The organism is Frateuria sp. GZRR33, from assembly GCF_051900425.1.
Lineage (GTDB): Bacteria > Pseudomonadota > Gammaproteobacteria > Xanthomonadales > Rhodanobacteraceae > Frateuria_A.
On record NZ_JBHZGK010000001.1, the window covers coordinates 29,544 to 46,060 of the forward strand.

Here is a 16,517-nt window from a genome sequence, read left to right on the forward strand (position 1 = left end):
GTGGGCCGCCGCGCAACGAACGTGAACGGACGGCTGTGGAGGAGCCCGTTGATCCGCAGCTAAGGGCTTCTTTATGGGCCGCTCGCTAGGGTGGTCAGCGTTCGCCAGCTGGGCGGACTTTCCTTCCAGAAAACGACAGGAGAAACGCCATGAGTGACGACAAGCGCGGTTTCGCATCGATGGACAAGGACAAGCAGCGTGAGATTGCCAGCAAGGGCGGCAAGGCCGGTGGCGGCGACCACGCCACGCACGAAGAGCATGTGCGCGCCGGCCAGCAGAGCAGCGGCGGCACGCACGAGCAGCACGTCAAGGCCGGCCAGCAGAGCCACAAGAACGACTGACCGAAGTCGGTCCATTGCCAGTGCGAAGGGCGGCCTCCGGGCCGCCCTTCGCCTGTCCGGCGTCCGGCCGTCTATGATCGCCCGGCCGCGACGTGCGGCTGAAAGGAGAAGCCTCGATGAAGCGTTTCCCTGTGGCGCTGGTGCTGGGCGGCCTGCTGCTGGCCGGCTGTTCGTCGCACGACCAGGCGGCCGACACCGCCGCCGGCACGTCCACGCCCACCGCGCCGGCAGTGGCCGACCAGCCGCTGGACCTGTGCCAGCTGATGCCGGTGGCCGACGTGGCGGCCATCCTGCAGGCCAATGGCGCCGACACCGTCACCGAGCAGAAGCCCGGCGCCGGCGGCATGTGCTCGTACCTGCACCAGCCGCAACCGGGCGACTACCGCACCAAGCTGCTGATCGACTTCACCCGCATGACGTCGCCCGACCAGGCAGGCCAGGCGCTGGCCGCACACCGCGGGGACTTCACCGGCCGTGGCATCAACGTCACGCCGGTGCCCGGGCTGGGCGACGAGGCCTTCCTTGCCGAGACCGAAGGCGCGGCGGGGCTCAAGCTGCGCGTGGGCGCCTACCAGGGGCAGATCAACCTGCGCGTGGAGGACCGCGATCCGGCCACGCTGCGCCCGGCCGTGCTGGCGCTGGGCAAGCAGGTGGTAGCCCGCCTGCACTGAGGCTGCAGCGGGCGCGGGGGGCGGCCATAATCGGCCGTCCCCCACCCGCCGGAAGCCGCCCATGAAGTTCCTGATGATGGTGTACGTCGACGACGCGCTGCTGCAGGCCCTGCCCGAAGGCGAGTTCGACACGCTGATGCGCGGCTGTCTGGCGCACGCGGACGAATTGCGTGCGGAGGGCTGCGTGCTCGACTCGCAGCAGCTCGAGCCGCCCGCGACCGCCCGCTCGTTCCGCGTGCGCCAGCAGCGCACCACGGTGTTCGACGGACCCTTCGCGGAAACCAAGGAATACCTGGCCGGCTTCAACCTGATCGAGGCGGACGACCTCGATCACGCCATGCGCATCGCGCGGACTTTCCCGTGGGCTCGCATCGGTGCGATCGAGGTGCGCCCGGTGCGCGACATGGAGGCGGTGCGCCAGCGCGTGGGCGCCTGAAACGCCGGCCAAAAAAAAGGCCGCGTCCTGCACTAGGGACGCGGCCACGAAAAACCGAGCCACTGCCAAGCAGATCGGAACCTGCGGCGGAGGACCGCGAGGCCCGGGCACGATAGGCGACCGCCGTCTCAGGAGTTCGGACGCCGCGTCGCCGGCGGATCATTCGCCATTGGCGCCTCCTTCACTCGTCCGCCATCTTCGCCGCAAGGGCGTGGCCGGTTGTTCAGCGTCTGCACGTTTCCCGGTCGGCCGGCTCACGTGCCCTGAACGGGGGAGGCGCGCACGATGGCAAGCACCCTCAACGGCAAGGAGTAATACATGCTGATTACCATCCTGGTCATCCTGGTGATCCTCGCGCTGCTCGGCCTGCCGACCTGGGGCTACTCGCGCTCATGGGGCTACGGCCCCAGCGGAGGCCTGGGCCTGATCATCGTGATCGTGATCGTGCTTTGGCTGCTGGGCGTCTTCCACTGACACCCTGAGGCGGATCGCCGTCCGGGGTGATCCGCGTGTGCGCCGTGCGTGGGAGAATGGGCAGCTCCCACCACGGCACGCACCCATGCTGGAACTGATCGGATTCGACGGCGACGACACGCTCTGGCACAGCGAGGGTTACTACCAGGCCGCCGGCGCCGAGTTCCAGGCCATCCTCGCCCGCTACATCGACGTCACCGACAGCCAGGTGCAGGCAAGCATGCTGGCGACCGAGCGACGCAACCTCAAGCTGTTCGGCTACGGCGCCAAGGGCATGACACTGTCGATGGTCGAAACCGCCATCGCCCTGACCGATGCCCGCATCGAGGCGCGCGACATCCACCAGATCGTGCAACTGGGCAAGACGGTGCTGGAGCATCCAGTGGAGCTGCTGCCCGGCGTCCGCGAGGCGGTCGAGGCGGTGGCCGCGCGGCACGCGATCGTGCTGATCACCAAGGGCGACCTGTTCCACCAGGAGAAGAAGGTCGCCGAGTCGGGCCTGTCCGACCTGTTCGGCCGCATCGAGATCGTGTCGGAAAAGAACGAGGCCACCTACCAGCGCGTGCTGGGCGAGTTCGACCTCGCGCCGGCGCAGTTCGCGATGGTCGGCAACTCGCTGCGCTCGGACATCGAGCCGGTCCTGGCACTCGGCGGCTGGGCCGTGCACATGCCCTACCACGTGACCTGGGCGCACGAGCTGGAGACGGGCCTGAGCGGCCAGGAGGAGCGCCTGCTCAGCGTGGACGGGCCGGCCGGTATCCCGGCCGCGGTGGCGCGTCTTGGCGAACGGGCGGCAGCGTCGCTGGCTGCGCCCTGAGGTGACGCTCGTGCCGCCGCGCGTGGTGCTGGACACCAACGTCTGCCTGGACCTGTTCGTGTTCCACGACCCGCGCTGCGCGGAGCTGGCCGCCGCACTCGCCAGCGGCGCCGTCGAGGCAGTGACCACCGTGGATTGCCGCGACGAATGGCTGGCTGTACTGGACTATCCGCAACTCGCGCTGGACGGGATCGGGCGCGCGCGCGCCGTGCTGGCGTTCGACCGACGGGTGCGCGCGCTGCCGCCCCTTCCGTGCGACGTCCCGCTGCCGCGTTGCGCCGACCGCGACGACCAGAAGTTCCTTGCCCTGGCCGGCGCGGCCGGCGCACGCTGGTTGCTCAGCCGCGACAGCGCCTTGCTGAAGCTTGGGCGACGCACGCTGCGTGATGCCGGCTTTGCGGTCCTCACGCCGGAACAATGGTCGCTGCAGCACGCTTCCCCGCGCCCTGCGTCCGCTTGCGGAAGCGGTTCCACCGGCCCTGGCGAGGTAACCCATGCTGACCCCCGCTGACGTGTCCTGCCCCTACTGCGGCGAGCGGATCGAGTTGCTGCTCGATGGCTCGGCCGGCGAACAGGCCTATATCGAGGACTGCCCGGTGTGCTGCCGACCGATCGGCGTACATGTCAGCGTGGACCGGGACGGCGAACCGCGGGCCACGGTCTCGGGTGAGAACGAGGCTTGAAAAAGCGGGAAGCGACGCGTGTGAGAACCCCTCCCTCCGGGGAGAGAGCTGGGTTCGCTGCCAGGGTCTACTTACCCGCTTGCTTGAGCCCTCTTCCCTCCGGGAGAGGGCGGGGTGAAGGGCCGTGGCTCGCACGACGAGTCGGCCGTGCGAAGCATCCAGATGCATCGCGAAGGCGGCGGTTTTTCCGCAAGCGGCCCCTCACCCCAACCCGCTCCCCGGGAGGGGAGAGGGAGCTGGGTTTGCCGCCAGGGTCCTGGTTACCCGCTCGCTTGAACCCTCTGCCCTCCGGGGAGAGGGCAGGGTGAGGGGCCGGGGGCTCGCGGAGAAGTTCCAGGCGGACCGAGACTGATCAAGAAGCTCCGAGGATGGCGTGTCGTGGCAGCGCGCCCCTCACCCGGACCCGTTCCCCACAGGAGAAAGGGAGGCCAGCGCCGCGCGGGTGGCGTCGTCGCTCGCGGGTGTCACCGGTCGGGTCAGCTCCCACAGCATGTGCGCGCGGAAGCCGAGCGCCCGCGCATCCTGCACCGTCCACAGCACGCACACGTCACGCGCCAACCCGCACACGTGTACCTCGCTCACGCCGCGCTCGCGCAGCCAGCCCGCCAGGCCGGTCGGCGGGCGCGTGCCGCCCGGGCCGTGGTTTTCGCGGAAGGCGCTGTAGGAGTCGACCGCCGGGTCGGTGCCCTTGCGCACGACCAGGTCGAGCGGCGTCCAGTCGATCGCCGGATGCAGCGCCGCGCCCGGCGTCCCGGCCACGCAGTGGACTTGCCACAGCGTCTGCGGAAACCCATGCAGGTTGATCTGCGCGAACGGCGCCTGATCCGCATGGTTGGCGGCAAAGGAAACGTGCCCGCGCGGGTGCCAGTCCTGCGTGGCGACCACGTGGCGGTAACGGCGCTCGCGCAGCAGGGTGTCGATGCCGGGCACGATGGCGTCGCCCTCGTGGCAGGCCAGCGGGCCGCCGGGCATGAAGTCCGGCTGCAGGTCCACCAGGATCAGGGCGGTGTCGGGCGGGCAGGGCGCGTGGTTCATCGGGAAAGTGTAGTGGGTCGTCCACCGCTCCCATCCAGCCCTTCCCGGCATAATGCCCGTTCCACCCATGGCGGAAACCGATGCACTACGACCAATCCTGGATGGGCTACGGCTGGATCGGCGGCCTGCAGGCCGGCCTGATCGCGGCGGTGGCGGGAGCGCTGCTCTTCCTGCTGTTCCGCTGGCGCACGCGCGAGGCCTGGAGCCATGGCGCGCAGATGGCATGGGCCTACGTGCTGGGCGTCGCGCTCGCCGGCAGTGGCGATCTGGCGGATCTCTTCTACTTCAATTACGCGCGCCTGCAGTCGGTGCAGTTGCTGCGCGCGAAGCTGGCCGAAGTGCACGATCCGGACGGCCTGGGCACGCGCGTGCTGTGCGAGCTGGCCGGCGTGGGGGTCGGCATCGGGCTCGCCTGGATGGCCAGCGAATGGGCCGCGCGACGCAAGTGATCGCGAGGGGCGTCAGTCCATCGCCGCTCGCGATCGTTTGCACGATGGGCTGAGACCCACCTGCGCTTTCATCCGGCATGCGACGCCAGCCGCCGCCGTACCGGCGCGATGGCCGGTTCCAGAATCTGCGAGGCCAGCACGCGCGCCTGCAGCCGGATCTCCGGCATCGCGATCGATTCCCAGCGCGCGCCGCGCATGAGGCTGCCGATACCGAACAACCGTGGCCACGGCGTGCCGTCATGGCACAGGCGGCCATCCGGCGTGGCCTGGCAGCCCAGCCCCAGTGGGTCGGGCGTGACGTGGCCGTTGGTGACCATCTGGCGCATCAGCGGGTGGAGCGTGTTGCGCACGTCGGTGTCCAGGCCGATGGTCTGGATCGCCAGGTCCGCGAGCAGCGATGCGCTGGCGCCGGCATGCCACGCCTCCAGCTCGACCCGTCCGTCGCGCGACCGCGCGGCGGTGACGTGGCCGCTCACCCGCTTCAGTCGTCCCTCGCGTTCGAGCGCCAGCACCTGACGTTCGACCTGTGGCGGCATGCGGTGGCGGGCGCGTTCCCACGCCCAGCGGGCGTGGCGCAGGAAGCGTGCGCGTTCGGCCAGCGGCAGTGCTTCCCACAATTGATGCGTGGACGGGCGCAGGCTGTCGATCACCACGCGCCAGTCTTCGCTGGCGGCGATCGCCTCGCGCAGCAGGCGCAGCCAGCGACGGATCTCCGGTGCGTCCTGCATGGCCTCGACCAGCCCGCCGCCGTCGTCGTCCGGGACGGTCGCCACCGGCAGGTGCGCCGCCGGCAGGCGGCCGTGGCGGGAAACCGCGGTGAAGTGCGTGTCGGGCCAGCGGTCGGCCAGTTCCAGCAGCACGTCCACCGCGCTCAGCCCCAACCCGACCAGCGCGACTTCGCGCGGTGGCGCGTGCACACCGGCCGAGGCCAGAAAGGCCCACGGGTCGATGATGTAGCGCTGTTCTGCCAGCAGCGAGGCCTCGACGCCCGCGATCGGCCGCACCGGCAATGCGCCGATGGCCAGCACCGCGGCGTCGACGCGACTGGCGCGCTCGCCTTGGATCACCGTGACACCGTCGATCTCCGGGACCAGCGCATCGGCCGCGAACGGCACCACGCGCACGTCCACGCCACGGCTGCGCGATTGCGCCAGGGCGTTTGCCGCTTCGTCCTCCAGGTAGTCGCCGTACAACCGCCGAGGCAGGAAATCGGTGCCGGCAACCTGCGGGTCGGCGCGCTGGGCGAAGTCCAGGAAGCCGCGCGGCCTGCGCGAGAACATGCCCATGGTGGCGGCGCGCACGTTGAGCAGGTGGTGCGGCGAGGTCGTCCCGTAGGCGATGCCGCGCCCGGGATGCGCCGCGCCGCCGGTGTACCAGTCCAGGTGCAGCGGCGCGATGGCGCGATCGACCAGCTCGGTGAGGACGGCGACGGCGGCGGCGCCGCCGCCAACGATGGCGACCCGTCGGAACATGGCGGCTCTCCGGTGGCCGGCCCTCAGCCCGGCAGCGGCCCGGCGATGGCCGGCCGCGAGGGGGGCATCCGCTGCCGGGTGGAGGGGGGCGGGGCATAGGCCAGGCCGGCGCCCGGGGCGCCCCCGAAAAGGTGCAGGCTGAGCGCGGCTTCGCGCACGGAAAGATTGCGGCAGCGGTGCAGGCGCGACTGGTCGGCGTCGAACCACAGCGCATCGCCCGGGCCAAGCCAGTGGCGCCCGTGTGCCAGCGGTTCGCCGCCGTCGCTCTGGCGGCGCCAGGCCTCCACTTCCATCGCCCCGTGCAGCGGGATTTCCAGGCCCCAGTGTGCGCCGTGGTCATGCAGCGCGGACACATGGTTGGCCGGCCAGGCGATCAGCAGCAGTTGCAGTTGCGCGCTGCCGGTCCGCAGCGGGCGGATACGCGGGCCACCGGCGGTGCGAACGCGGCTCGCCAGTGCGGTGAAAGCTTCTGTATGGAGGCGGACGGCGCTGCCCAGTTCGCGGGCGAGGGCGGCCAGGTCGGGGTGCTCCCCTCGGCAGTGCGCCAGCGCGATGCGGCGCAGCGCCTTCAAGCTTTGCCTGTGGTTTGCCATGGCAGGACCGTACGAAGAACGGCGACCAGTGGAGCATGGGCGCCGTTAAGCAGTCGTAACCCTTCAGTGCGCGATGCTGGGTGGCTTTTTTAGAGCTTGCGCAGCTCGAAACTCACCGGTACCCGCGCCCAGGCGCGTACCGCGTGGCCGTCCACGCTGGCCGGCTGGAAGCGCCAGCCCGCGAGTACCTGCTCGCGGGCGCTGCGGTCGAGCAGCGCGTAGCCGCTGCTCAGCTCGACGATCACGTCCACCGGCTTGCCCGCTTCATCCACCAGCACGCGCAGCAGCACGGTGCCGTGCATGTGCTGGCGGATCGCCTGCGCCGGAAAGACCAGCGGCGCGCTGCGGTAGGCAAGGCTGGCCTCGACCGGCTCGCCCGGCACGGTGGCCGGGCTCGCACCGATCACCGGTGGGGCGATCGTGGGAACGTGGATCGGCGCCGCCGCCAGCGTCCCTTCGTCGCTGATGTGCAGGGTGCTGGCGATCGGCGGCGCGACATGCACGGGCGTGTGCCGGGTGACCGGCAGGATGGCCGGCAGCTGCGGTGCCTCGACCGGTTCGGGTTTGGGCGGGATGAAGCGCGTGGTCAGCGCCGAGGTGTCCAGTCGCGGCAGCGCCAGCGGCGGCAGCGGCCGGGTCGCGGCGACGAACACGGTGAGGTTGATGGCCATGGCCGCGCTCAGCGCGGTGATGCGGACCGGGTCGGGATGGGCGTGCGTGCGGGATGAAGCCAGGGTTGCGGACGACATGGGCGATCCTCCTGTGCTTTTGGCGCAGGCACGCTGCCTTGCGGGCAGAGGGAATCGCGCCGGCGCGATGCCAGCCTAGGCCTGCCGATCGCCCGCGCGCAAGCATTCCCGCCGTGGCGCTCTTGCCGCACAATCCTCCGGCGCGGCCGCGGGGGCCGCCGGGAGGCAATCATGACGATATTGAGCAAACTGGGCGCGCTGGCCTTGCTGGCGGGCGGGCTGGCGCTGTTGCCGGCCCCGGCGCACGCGGGCGAGATCTCCTGCAAGATGACTTTCTCGCTGTCGGGCTGGTCGGTGTTCTACAAGACCGCCAAGGGCAGCGGTACCGTCCACTGCAGCAACGGCCAGACCATGCACGTGAAGCTGAGCGCCAAGGGCGGCGGGCTCACCTTCGGCAAGACGCACATCGACAACGGTATCGGCAAGTTCAGCGGCGTGTACGACATCCACGAGGTGCTCGGCCACTACGCGAACGCCGAGGCGCACGCCGGCGCGGTCAAGTCGGCCGGCGCACAGGTGCTGACCAAGGGCAACGTCGGCCTGGCGCTCAGCGGCAAGGGCGAAGGCTGGAACCTGGGTGTCGCGTTCGGCGCGTTCATCATCGAGCAGTAACACCGGCCTGGACGTCCAGACGTCCGTCGCATAAACGATACGCGCGGGTATGGTAGGGTGGCCGCCCGGCCTTTCCGTCCTGGAGCCTTCCATGCCCGCGCCTTCCGCCGTCCGCCCGCCGCGCTACCGTTTCGGCGACGAGCTGGCCAGCACGCTCATCCACGGCATCGGCATCCTGCTCAGCATCGGCGGCCTGGCGACGCTGGTGGCGTTCGCCGCACTGCGCGGGGATGCCCGGGCCGTGGTCAGCTGCGCGGTGTTCGGCAGCACGCTCATCCTGCTCTACACCGCTTCGACCCTGTACCACGCGATCCCCGGCGAGCTGCCGCGGCGGGTGCTGCGTACGCTCGATCACATCGCGATCTTCCTGCTGATCGCCGGGACCTATACGCCGTTTACCCTGATCGTGTTGCCGGGGGCATGGGGCTGGGGCCTGTTCGCTGCGATCTGGACCCTGGCGCTGGTCGGCAGCGCGCTGGAGCTCGGGCTGTTGCGGCGCATCCAGACGCGTTGGCTGGCGGTGTCCATCTACGTGGCGATGGGCTGGGTGGCGCTGGTGGCGTTCGAGCCGTTGCGCACGCATCTGGCGCCGGGTGGGCTGGTGTTGTTGATCGCGGGTGGGGCGACCTACACGCTGGGGGTGCCGTTCTATCTGTGCAAGCGGCTGCCTTTTCACCATGCGGTGTGGCACGGGTTCGTGCTGGCCGGCAGCGTGTTGCATTACCTGGCCGTGCTGCTCTACGTCATCCCGGACTGAGCGCCTAGCTCCCTTTCCCCTCCGGCGAGAGTGGTGGGGCGAGGGGCCGGGGCTCGCCTGGGAGTAACCTTGATGGCGCCCTTCGGGTAAGCGTGCGGGTGGCGGGTCTTCGACGAGCTCGAGGCTCGTCGAAAACCCGGCCGGCGTCCTGTCGTCTGGGCTGATCCGCCAGGCGCCGCGCCATGAGCAGCGCCCCTTGCCGCTCGCGCGCGGGCCAACCCGTGCTCGAACCGTTGCGTGATTACTTCTTCTGCTTCTGTTCCGGAATGAACTGCGTGTGCACCGCCTCGGCCAGCTGTGCCGGCGGCAGAAGACCCTGGCCGATCACGAAGTCGTTGAAGGCCTTGCGGTCGAACTTGTCGCCGAGCGCCAGCTCGGTCTCCAGTCGCAGCTGCTGCAGGCGCAGGTAGCCGTAGAAATACGCCGTGGCCTGGCCGGGGCTGTTGAAGGTGTAGCGGTCCAGTTCCTGGCGGGCCATGGCCTCGGAGAGGCCGACGTCGTGGGTGAGCACGTCGTGTGCGCGCTCGCGGGTGATCAGCCCCAGGTTGAGCATGGGATCGAGGTAGGCGCGGGCGGCGCGCATCAGGCGGGCCTGCAGCGCGGCGAACTGGCCGGCCGGCGGCTCGTAGGGGAGCATCTCGGACTCGGCATACAGCGCCCAGCCTTCCACGTTGACGCTGTTGAAGGCGAACAGGCTGCGCGCCAGCGAGACGCCGCGCTCGACCATCGCGGCGAACTGCAGTTCGTGGCCGGGGCGGCCTTCGTGCGCGGTCAGCGTCCAGGCGGCCGCCTTGAAGGTGAAGTCGTCGTAGGCCTGGCTGTTGTCCTTGCCGTTGCCAGGGTTGCCCATGGTCAGCACGAAGGTGCCGCGCTCGCCGTGGTTGTTGAGGAACGGCGGCGGGTCCATGTGCGGCGCGGGCGTCTGCGCGGCCTCGGCCTCGGAGGCCAGGCGCATCTGCATCGCACGCTTGGGCAGCGTGACGATGTTCTTGTCGCGGATGGTGTCCTCGATGTGTCCGAGCACCTCGTGGTACCAGGGTTCGACCTGGTCGCGGGTGAGCTGCTGCTTCTTCAGCGCCTTGAGCACGTCGCGGTAGTCGGTGGCGTCGATGCCCTCGGCCTTGGCCACCACCGGCGCCAGCGCCTGCATCATGCCCTGCAGTTCCATGAACTCGAACTCGGCCTGCTTCATCAGCTGTTCGGGCGGAATGTCGATGCCGACCTGCTTGAGGTTGTAGGCGTACAGCGGCTCGGGCAGGCGGAAGTCGGTGCGCGCGCGTGGCAGCACGGTGCTGCGCACCCAGGCGTCGTAGTCCTTCAGCTGCGCATCGAGCGCGTCCAGCGCAGCCTTGCCCTCGGGCGTGTCGAGCTTGTACTTGGCGAACAGCTGGCGGATGCCCTCGACGTATCGCGGCGTGTTGGCGAGCTTCTGCTCGACCTCGCCCTTGTACGGGCCCAGCAGCGACTTCTCGCCCAGCCGGGCCGTGGTCAGCGCCTTGGCCTCTTCGGTGATCGGCGTGCAGCCGGGCGCCTTGCCGACGTAGCACTGGAGGCGCTTGAGCGCGGACGGACGGCGCCTGGCGTCGACATCGTCCTTCAGCAGCGCGAACTCGCCGCTGAAGATCAGCGAGCCGATGTCGTTGTACGGCAGCAGGTACTTGCGGGTGAGGTCGATACCCTCGATCTGCTGGGCGCTGGCCTCGATCATGATCCTGAGGTCCTCGCGCACGTTCGGGTCCTTCTCCGTGGCGAGCAGTTTCTCCAGCTTGCCCTTGGCCTCCACCAGCGCGGCGCGCGAGCGTGCGTCGATGCCGGGCTTCAGGTCGGCGACCTTGGTGTCGAAACCGGGCACGCCGACCTGGGTGGCGAATTCCGGGCTGAAGCGGGCAATGGCGTCCAGCAGCACCTTGGCGTCGGCGTTGCTGCGTTCGACCCAGGCGCTGGGCGCGGCCTGTGCGTGCAGCGATCCGGCGGTGGCCAGCGTGGCGGCCAGGGCGAGGGCAAGGGTCTTGCGCATGGGGTTTTCCTCCTTGGATGGCCGGCGCAGCGTACGCGGGCGTGGCCGGGGCGCGCCTGTGCCTTAAGGTCTAGAGCAGCATGGCCAGGCCGAACAGGCCGACCATCAGGAACGAGATCACCAGCTTGACCAGCGTGCCGGCGAGCAGGCCGATCCAGGTGCCGGCGCCCACGTGGGCCGAGCGCAGCACGCTGGTGCCGGCCGAAAGCTCGCCCACCAGCGCGCCGACGAACGGGCCGAAGATCAATCCGGGAATGCCCAGGAACATGCCGACCACGGTGCCGATGGTGGCGCCCCAGAGCGCGCGCGGGCTGGCGCCGACCCGCTTGGCGCCCATCGCGCCGGCGACGAAGTCGACCAGCACGCCCAGCGCGCCCAGTGAGCCGATCACCAGCAGCCAGGCGAGGCCCAGGTGGCGGTAGCCGTCAACCGCGGCGACCAGCCAGATGCCGCCGAAGATCATCGGGATGCCCGGCAGCATGGGCAGCACCGTACCGGCGAGGCCGCCGACGATGAGCAGCGCGGCGAGCAGGTAGAGCGCGATTTCCATCGGCGGTCTCCGGGGGCAATGGTTCGAATGTGCAGGCGTTCGTCGGTGTCGACAAGCGCCGGAGGGGTAGCTTGGCTCCAGGCCGCCGCTTCGATCGCAACACGAACGGTTCCAGGCCCGCCTACGAGGAACGCGGCGGGGCCCGGCCGGGGGCACCGCCGGCACGCGCACCGAACACCATTTCGGTGGTCCAGGCCAGCAGCATCGAGGTGTAGGCCTGCTGGCAGTCGGGACTGGAAAGCGCGTGGTCGGCCTCGTCGATGATCCGGTAGGTGAGCGAATGGGTACGCCGGAAGGCGTTGCGGTAGCTGACGATGGCCGGGGGCGGCACCAGGTGGTCGTGACCCGATTCGACGATCAGCACGTCACCGCCGAAGTTCCCGCAGGCGCGCAGGGCGCGGTTGTCGTCCGGCTCGAGCACGCGGCTGCGGTAGGCGTCCAGTTGCCCGCGCGACAGCGAGCGTTTGGGTTCGTCCCAGTCCGCGTCCCGGTACAGCGCCGGCACGCGCAGCGCGAGCCATTTCACCGGACGCAGCGAGGTGAGGATGGCAGCGAGGTAGCCGCCATAGCTGGCGCCGACCACCAGGATCGAATCGGGGTCGACGTGCGGCTGCATGCGCAGGTGGTCGTAGGCGGCGACCACGTCGGCCAGGTTCTGCTCACGGGTGACGGTCTGGCGCATCGCCTCGGTGCGCACGTGGCCGCGCATGTCGAACGTCAGGCAGATGCAGCCCAGTGCGGCGATCTGCTGCGCGCGGCCCAGGTCGCGTTCCTGGCAGCCGCCCCAGCCATGCACGAACAGCACGCCGGGAATGGTCGAGCCGGGGGCGAGCAGGGTGCCGGCGATGCGGGCACCGTCGACGGCGATGTCGGTATGTTCGCTACGTGTTGTCATCGTCCTCCACCACGGTGAATTTCAGCAGCGGCCCCACCGCCGGATCGATGCCGTGGAACAGCACGGTGGCACCGGGCGGCGGCGAGGCATCGGCGCCGTAGCGCTCCTCCGTGCGCACGCCGAGCCAGCGGCGGCCCGGCTCGTCGCGGAATCGCAGCAGCGCGGCGGCTTCCGCGCCGCTCGCCCCGCCGATGCGCCAAGACGATTCGAGCACGCCGGCGTGCGGGTGGCCGCGATGGTCCTTGCCCTGCACCACGTCGTAGTTGCGGCGCGAGGCGAACATGCGCGGGAAACACTGCCGCGCCGTCTCGTCGTACAGCTGCGCCTGCGCCGCGGCCTCGCGCACGGGCGGCGGCAGCGATTCGCGCAGCAGCGCATCGAAGCCGCCGCGGTGCACGCGCAGGCTGGAGCCGCCGTAGGCCACCTCGCCGGCGTTGTCGCGGGTCAGCCATTGCGTGCCGTAGTAGGCGATGGTGTGGTGGCCCACGCGCACCTGGCCCACGCTCCAGGTGGTGAGGTCGACCAGGTCGGTCTCCAGCACCAGGCCGTCACGGGCGAGTGCCTCCTCGTCGAAGGCGCCGACGATGGTATCCAGCTCGCCGATGTCGCTGGCCACGCGCTGGCCGCGACCGGCGTTGCCATGGGCGGGCTTGATCCGCACCGGGCCCCGCTGCAACAGCGCGCGGCCGGCGCGGCGCGCATCGGCGGGCGCGTAGGCGCTGTAGCCGGGCAGCACCACCGCGCGCACCCGCTCGGCGAACGCCGCGGACCAGCCCTCCGGCGCGCGCGTGGGATCCTCGACCAGTGGATGGGTGATCGCCTTGGAGGCCATCACGCGGTCCGGCACCACGCCGCCGAACAGGTCGGAGGGGCTGCGGATGCCGCAGGCGCCGGCCGTATCCAGCCCGGTCAGCACGTCGCCCGGCACGAAGTAGAGCGGACCGGCATAGGACTGTCCCGGCACGTAGGCGCCGGCGAAGTCGTAGTCCAGCAGGTCGGCCAGTTGCTGCGCGATGGCTGCGTGCGCGGCGGCCTCGTGGCTGGAATGCGCCGCGTCGCGCCCGATGCCCAGCACCACGCTGCCGCGCGCCTGGCGTGCCTGCCGTGGGGGCGGGGTGCTGGATGCCACCGGAGTCTCCGCAAGAAGGGCGCGTGCGGCGCCGAATCGTCAGGAGGCTAGTGGCCGCGGTGTCGATGGGCTGTTGAAGCTGGCGGCGCGGTTGGGCCATCGGCCTGTCCGCGCCCTCTCTCCCGGTTCGGGGGGGGGGCGTGCGGTCCTGCAGGACCCTACTTCTCGACGAACGCCCGCTCGATCACGTAATCGCCCGGTTCACGCGTGCGCGGCGAGGCCTGGAACCCGCGCCCGTCCAGCAGCGCGCACAGGTCCTCCAGCATCGCCGGGCTGCCGCACAGCATCACGCGGTCGGTGTCCGGGCTGAGCGGCGGCAGGCCGGTGACCTGGCTCATCACGCCGTCGACGATGGCGTCGGTGATGCGGCCGCGGTTGCGGAAGGGCTCGCGGGTGACGGTCGGGTAGTAGATCAGCTTCTCGCGCACCAGTTCGCCCAGGTACTCGTGCTGCGGCAGTTCGCGCTCGAGGTAGTCGGCGTAGGCCAGGTCGCTGACCTGGCGCACGCCATGGGCGAGCACGATCTTCTCGTAGCGTTCGTAGGTCGCCGGGTCGCGGATGATGCTCATGAACGGGGCCAGGCCCGTGCCGGTGCCGAGCAGGTACAGGTTCCGGCCGGGCTTGAGGTCGTCGAGCACCAGCGTGCCGGTGGACTTGCGGCTGACCACCAGCGGGTCGCCGGGCTTGAGGTGCTGCAGGCGCGAGGTCAGCGGGCCGTTGGGCACCTTGATCGAGAAGAACTCGAGGTGTTCCTCCCAGCTCGCGCTGGCGATGGAATAGGCGCGCATCAGCGGACGGCCGTCCGCTTCCAGGCCGATCATCACGAATTGCCCGCTCTCGAAGCGGAAGCCGGGGTCGCGCGTGGTGCGGAAGCTGAAAAGGCTGTCGTTCCAGTGCCGCACGTCGATCACGTGCTCGGTCGCCAGTGCCACCATGGTCTTGCATTCTCGGTCGGGGGACGGGTGCCCTGGGCGAGGCAGGCGCGGGGACCGCGCGCGAGGCAGGGCAACGTCATAGCATAGCGCGGGCACGGCAAGCGTTCGAGCGCGCAAGCGCAGGCTGCCGCCGATCCGCATCGACCAACCGGGGGAAAATCATGGCCAAGCGCGGCGAACTGCCGGTCGAGGAACATCATGTAGGGCAACGCCACCTGGACCGGGTGATCATGCTCTCCGACGGCGTGTTCGCCATTGCGATCACGCTTTCGGCGATCGAGCTCAAGCCGACGCTGGTCGCGGGGCACGGCCTGTGGGATGCGTGGGCGCGGCCACTGGTGCTGTACCTGATCAGCTTCGTGCTGACCGGGGGTGTCTGGTTGAACCACCGGCGCATGTTCGCGCACTTGCGCGACATCGACTTGCCGGGTACGGCGCTGAACCTGTTGCTGCTGGCCTTCGTGGCGCTGCTGCCGGTGGCGATACGCTTCTCGCTGGAGCACATGCAGGATGACCCGCAGGCGATGCAGGCCTACTTCGTCGGGACCGCCGCGACCTACGTGAGCGCGGCGCTGCTATGGGCCTACCTGGCCTTCGTAGCGAGGCTCGCGCCCGACCTCGAGCGCCGGATCGCGCTGGTGTGGTTGCTCCGCCTGCTGATGGCGCCGGCGCTGATCGCCGCCGCCGGTCTGCTGCAGGCCGGGTTGGCGGTTGCCGCGGGGGGCGCCGCGGTCGTGGGGGTGGGCCTGGCGGTCTCGCGGCGCTGGATCGGGCGCGAGGCCGCCTCGGGGTGAACGGCTACAATGGGCGGATGACCGCGCGTCCCGACCCTGCCGATTTCCGCCTGTGCGTCGCCCCGATGATGGACTGGACGGACCGGCACTGCCGCTATTTCCACCGGCTGCTGTCGCCGCACGCGCGGCTCTACACCGAGATGGTGACCAGCGCCGCGCTGGTGCGCGGCGGCCAGTTGCGCCTGCTCGAGCACAGCCAGCAGGAGCATCCGGTGGCGCTGCAGCTGGGCGGCAGCGAGCCGGCGGAGCTGGCGCAGGCGGCGCGGCTGGGCGCGCGGGCCGGCTATGACGAGATCAACCTCAACGTCGGCTGCCCGTCCGACCGCGTGCAGTCCGGCCGCTTCGGCGCCTGCCTGATGCGCGAGCCGACGCTCGTCGGCGACTGCGTGCGCGCGATGCGCGAGGCCGTAGACGTGCCGGTGACGGTCAAGTGCCGCATCGGCGTGGACGACCAGGACGATTACGCTGACCTGCAGCATTTCACCGAAACCATGGTCGCGGCGGGCGTCCAGGTGCTGGTGGTGCATGCGCGCAAGGCCTGGCTGCAGGGCCTGAGCCCGAAGGAGAACCGCGAGATCCCGCCGCTTGACTACGAGCGCGTGTACCGGCTCAAGCGCGAGTTCCCGCAGCTGGTGGTGGTCATCAACGGAGGTATCACCTCGGTCGAGGCGGTGCTGGCGCACCTGGCGCAGGTCGACGGCGTGATGCTGGGCCGCGCGGCCTATCACGATCCCTACCTGCTGGCGCAGCTGGAGGCGGCGCTGTACGGCGGCCCCATGCCCTCGCGCGAGGAAGTGCTCGACCACCTGCGTCCCTATGTCGAGGCGGAACTCAAGCGCGGTACCGCACTCAAGCACATCAGCCGGCACGTGCTCGGGCTGTACCAGGGCGAGCCCGGTGCCCGCACGTTCCGGCGCGTGCTGAGCGAGGGCGCGCACCTGCCCGGCGCGGGCTGGAGCCTGCTCGAACAGGCCGCCAGCGGCCGCCGGGACGCCGCGTGAACCATGTTGAAGCCCTCCCTCGAAGGGGAGGGAGCAGGTTGTCCCATCCGGCCATGGTTCAGCCCCGCTTGCCTAGGCTGCTAATCATTTGGATACGAGCCACCGCC

General features: G+C 70.2%; 21 protein-coding genes. 12 read left to right on the forward strand and 9 right to left on the reverse strand.

Annotated features, from left to right (window positions below; genetic code table 11):
* Positions 1-149 precede the first annotated feature (149 nt).
* The 7 genes from ACFWZU_RS00185 (at position 150) to ACFWZU_RS00215 (ending at position 3,422) form a co-directional block, all read left to right on the forward strand.
* Positions 150-341 carry a KGG domain-containing protein gene (locus tag ACFWZU_RS00185; RefSeq protein ID WP_338030337.1) on the forward strand — a complete coding sequence of 64 codons (192 nt, stop codon included), beginning with the start codon at positions 150-152 and terminating at the stop codon, positions 339-341.
* Between the two features lie 116 nt (positions 342-457).
* Entirely contained in the window at positions 458-1,012 is a 555-nt protein-coding gene (locus tag ACFWZU_RS00190) for a hypothetical protein (RefSeq protein ID WP_439699393.1), read from the forward strand.
* Between the two features lie 61 nt (positions 1,013-1,073).
* Complete coding sequence (locus ACFWZU_RS00195; RefSeq protein WP_439699394.1) at positions 1,074-1,448, forward strand: YciI family protein; 375 nt, start codon at positions 1,074-1,076, stop codon at positions 1,446-1,448.
* A gap of 318 nt (positions 1,449-1,766) precedes the next feature.
* Positions 1,767-1,922, forward strand: a complete 156-nt coding sequence (locus ACFWZU_RS00200; protein WP_209615534.1) for a DUF3309 family protein — start codon at positions 1,767-1,769, stop codon at positions 1,920-1,922.
* A gap of 85 nt (positions 1,923-2,007) precedes the next feature.
* A complete protein-coding gene (locus ACFWZU_RS00205) occupies positions 2,008-2,739 on the forward strand; it encodes an HAD family hydrolase (protein ID WP_439699395.1) in 732 nt (243 codons plus the stop codon).
* A 10-nt stretch (positions 2,740-2,749) separates the two neighbouring features.
* Positions 2,750-3,250 (forward strand): PIN domain-containing protein, encoded by a 501-nt coding sequence (locus ACFWZU_RS00210; RefSeq protein WP_439699396.1) that lies wholly within the window; start codon positions 2,750-2,752, stop codon positions 3,248-3,250.
* Positions 3,234-3,422: a CPXCG motif-containing cysteine-rich protein gene (locus ACFWZU_RS00215; protein ID WP_439699397.1), complete on the forward strand. Its 189-nt coding sequence runs from the start codon at positions 3,234-3,236 to the stop codon at positions 3,420-3,422. The genes ACFWZU_RS00210 and ACFWZU_RS00215 overlap by 17 nt, the downstream gene beginning before the upstream one ends.
* Positions 3,423-3,815: 393 nt before the next feature.
* On the opposite strand, the gene pncA is transcribed toward ACFWZU_RS00215, so the two are convergent.
* Complete coding sequence (pncA, locus tag ACFWZU_RS00220; protein ID WP_439699398.1) at positions 3,816-4,457, reverse strand: bifunctional nicotinamidase/pyrazinamidase; 642 nt, start codon at positions 4,455-4,457, stop codon at positions 3,816-3,818.
* Positions 4,458-4,537: 80 nt separating this feature from the next.
* Here pncA and ACFWZU_RS00225 point away from each other — a divergent pair, with 80 nt between their 5' ends.
* Entirely contained in the window at positions 4,538-4,906 is a 369-nt protein-coding gene (locus ACFWZU_RS00225) for a hypothetical protein (RefSeq protein WP_439699399.1), read from the forward strand.
* Between the two features lie 68 nt (positions 4,907-4,974).
* On the opposite strand, the gene ACFWZU_RS00230 is transcribed toward ACFWZU_RS00225, so the two are convergent.
* The 3 genes from ACFWZU_RS00230 to ACFWZU_RS00240 all read right to left on the reverse strand — a co-directional run bounded on the left by ACFWZU_RS00230 (position 4,975) and on the right by ACFWZU_RS00240 (position 7,720).
* Positions 4,975-6,378 carry an FAD/NAD(P)-binding protein gene (locus ACFWZU_RS00230; RefSeq protein ID WP_439699400.1) on the reverse strand — a complete coding sequence of 468 codons (1,404 nt, stop codon included), beginning with the start codon at positions 6,376-6,378 and terminating at the stop codon, positions 4,975-4,977.
* A 23-nt stretch (positions 6,379-6,401) separates the two neighbouring features.
* Positions 6,402-6,971 (reverse strand): cysteine dioxygenase, encoded by a 570-nt coding sequence (locus ACFWZU_RS00235; protein ID WP_439699401.1) that lies wholly within the window; start codon positions 6,969-6,971, stop codon positions 6,402-6,404.
* An 89-nt stretch (positions 6,972-7,060) separates the two neighbouring features.
* The gene (locus ACFWZU_RS00240) at positions 7,061-7,720 is read right to left on the reverse strand and encodes an energy transducer TonB (RefSeq protein ID WP_439699402.1); all 660 of its coding nucleotides are present in this window, start codon (positions 7,718-7,720) and stop codon (positions 7,061-7,063) included.
* A 177-nt stretch (positions 7,721-7,897) separates the two neighbouring features.
* On the opposite strand from ACFWZU_RS00240, the gene ACFWZU_RS00245 reads away from it, so the two are divergent.
* Together ACFWZU_RS00245 and trhA are read left to right on the forward strand one after the other, a co-directional pair.
* Entirely contained in the window at positions 7,898-8,332 is a 435-nt protein-coding gene (locus ACFWZU_RS00245) for a hypothetical protein (protein WP_439699802.1), read from the forward strand.
* Between the two features lie 91 nt (positions 8,333-8,423).
* Entirely contained in the window at positions 8,424-9,089 is a 666-nt protein-coding gene (gene trhA / locus ACFWZU_RS00250; protein WP_439699403.1) for a PAQR family membrane homeostasis protein TrhA, read from the forward strand.
* 241 nt (positions 9,090-9,330) lie between these two features.
* Here trhA and ACFWZU_RS00255 read toward each other — a convergent pair whose 3' ends face one another.
* The 5 genes from ACFWZU_RS00255 to ACFWZU_RS00275 all read right to left on the reverse strand — a co-directional run bounded on the left by ACFWZU_RS00255 (position 9,331) and on the right by ACFWZU_RS00275 (position 14,615).
* Positions 9,331-11,106: a DUF885 domain-containing protein gene (locus ACFWZU_RS00255; RefSeq protein ID WP_439699404.1), complete on the reverse strand. Its 1,776-nt coding sequence runs from the start codon at positions 11,104-11,106 to the stop codon at positions 9,331-9,333.
* Between the two features lie 70 nt (positions 11,107-11,176).
* A complete protein-coding gene (locus ACFWZU_RS00260) occupies positions 11,177-11,656 on the reverse strand; it encodes a DUF456 domain-containing protein (RefSeq protein ID WP_439699405.1) in 480 nt (159 codons plus the stop codon).
* 121 nt (positions 11,657-11,777) lie between these two features.
* On the reverse strand, positions 11,778-12,551 hold the full coding sequence (locus ACFWZU_RS00265) for an alpha/beta hydrolase family protein (RefSeq protein ID WP_439699406.1): 774 nt from the start codon (positions 12,549-12,551) through the stop codon (positions 11,778-11,780).
* Positions 12,538-13,680, reverse strand: a complete 1,143-nt coding sequence (locus ACFWZU_RS00270; RefSeq protein WP_439699407.1) for a DUF3182 family protein — start codon at positions 13,678-13,680, stop codon at positions 12,538-12,540. Before ACFWZU_RS00270 ends, ACFWZU_RS00265 begins: the two co-directional genes overlap by 14 nt.
* Before the next feature lie 158 nt (positions 13,681-13,838).
* A complete protein-coding gene (locus ACFWZU_RS00275) occupies positions 13,839-14,615 on the reverse strand; it encodes a ferredoxin--NADP reductase (protein ID WP_439699408.1) in 777 nt (258 codons plus the stop codon).
* 161 nt (positions 14,616-14,776) lie between these two features.
* Here ACFWZU_RS00275 and ACFWZU_RS00280 point away from each other — a divergent pair, with 161 nt between their 5' ends.
* Together ACFWZU_RS00280 and dusA are read left to right on the forward strand one after the other, a co-directional pair.
* Positions 14,777-15,409, forward strand: a complete 633-nt coding sequence (locus ACFWZU_RS00280; RefSeq protein WP_439699409.1) for a TMEM175 family protein — start codon at positions 14,777-14,779, stop codon at positions 15,407-15,409.
* A gap of 17 nt (positions 15,410-15,426) precedes the next feature.
* Positions 15,427-16,410, forward strand: a complete 984-nt coding sequence (gene dusA, locus ACFWZU_RS00285; RefSeq protein ID WP_439699410.1) for a tRNA dihydrouridine(20/20a) synthase DusA — start codon at positions 15,427-15,429, stop codon at positions 16,408-16,410.
* Positions 16,411-16,517: the final 107 nt, after the last annotated feature.

What these genes read in the sequence shown, in the direction of transcription:
- ACFWZU_RS00235 (WP_439699401.1), bottom strand. Translation starts at nt 6,971, where the DNA reads ATGGCAAACCACAGGCAAAGCTTGAAGGCGCTGCGCCGCATCGCGCTG.
- ACFWZU_RS00205 (WP_439699395.1), top strand. Translation starts at nt 2,008, where the DNA reads ATGCTGGAACTGATCGGATTCGACGGCGACGACACGCTCTGGCACAGC.
- ACFWZU_RS00225 (WP_439699399.1), top strand. Translation starts at nt 4,538, where the DNA reads ATGCACTACGACCAATCCTGGATGGGCTACGGCTGGATCGGCGGCCTG.
- pncA (WP_439699398.1), bottom strand. Translation starts at nt 4,457, where the DNA reads ATGAACCACGCGCCCTGCCCGCCCGACACCGCCCTGATCCTGGTGGAC.
- ACFWZU_RS00240 (WP_439699402.1), bottom strand. Translation starts at nt 7,720, where the DNA reads ATGTCGTCCGCAACCCTGGCTTCATCCCGCACGCACGCCCATCCCGAC.
- ACFWZU_RS00190 (WP_439699393.1), top strand. Translation starts at nt 458, where the DNA reads ATGAAGCGTTTCCCTGTGGCGCTGGTGCTGGGCGGCCTGCTGCTGGCC.
- ACFWZU_RS00200 (WP_209615534.1), top strand. Translation starts at nt 1,767, where the DNA reads ATGCTGATTACCATCCTGGTCATCCTGGTGATCCTCGCGCTGCTCGGC.
- ACFWZU_RS00195 (WP_439699394.1), top strand. Translation starts at nt 1,074, where the DNA reads ATGAAGTTCCTGATGATGGTGTACGTCGACGACGCGCTGCTGCAGGCC.
- ACFWZU_RS00265 (WP_439699406.1), bottom strand. Translation starts at nt 12,551, where the DNA reads ATGACAACACGTAGCGAACATACCGACATCGCCGTCGACGGTGCCCGC.
- ACFWZU_RS00230 (WP_439699400.1), bottom strand. Translation starts at nt 6,378, where the DNA reads ATGTTCCGACGGGTCGCCATCGTTGGCGGCGGCGCCGCCGCCGTCGCC.
- ACFWZU_RS00215 (WP_439699397.1), top strand. Translation starts at nt 3,234, where the DNA reads ATGCTGACCCCCGCTGACGTGTCCTGCCCCTACTGCGGCGAGCGGATC.
- ACFWZU_RS00280 (WP_439699409.1), top strand. Translation starts at nt 14,777, where the DNA reads ATGGCCAAGCGCGGCGAACTGCCGGTCGAGGAACATCATGTAGGGCAA.
- ACFWZU_RS00275 (WP_439699408.1), bottom strand. Translation starts at nt 14,615, where the DNA reads ATGGTGGCACTGGCGACCGAGCACGTGATCGACGTGCGGCACTGGAAC.
- trhA (WP_439699403.1), top strand. Translation starts at nt 8,424, where the DNA reads ATGCCCGCGCCTTCCGCCGTCCGCCCGCCGCGCTACCGTTTCGGCGAC.
- ACFWZU_RS00260 (WP_439699405.1), bottom strand. Translation starts at nt 11,656, where the DNA reads ATGGAAATCGCGCTCTACCTGCTCGCCGCGCTGCTCATCGTCGGCGGC.
- ACFWZU_RS00185 (WP_338030337.1), top strand. Translation starts at nt 150, where the DNA reads ATGAGTGACGACAAGCGCGGTTTCGCATCGATGGACAAGGACAAGCAG.
- dusA (WP_439699410.1), top strand. Translation starts at nt 15,427, where the DNA reads ATGACCGCGCGTCCCGACCCTGCCGATTTCCGCCTGTGCGTCGCCCCG.
- ACFWZU_RS00255 (WP_439699404.1), bottom strand. Translation starts at nt 11,106, where the DNA reads ATGCGCAAGACCCTTGCCCTCGCCCTGGCCGCCACGCTGGCCACCGCC.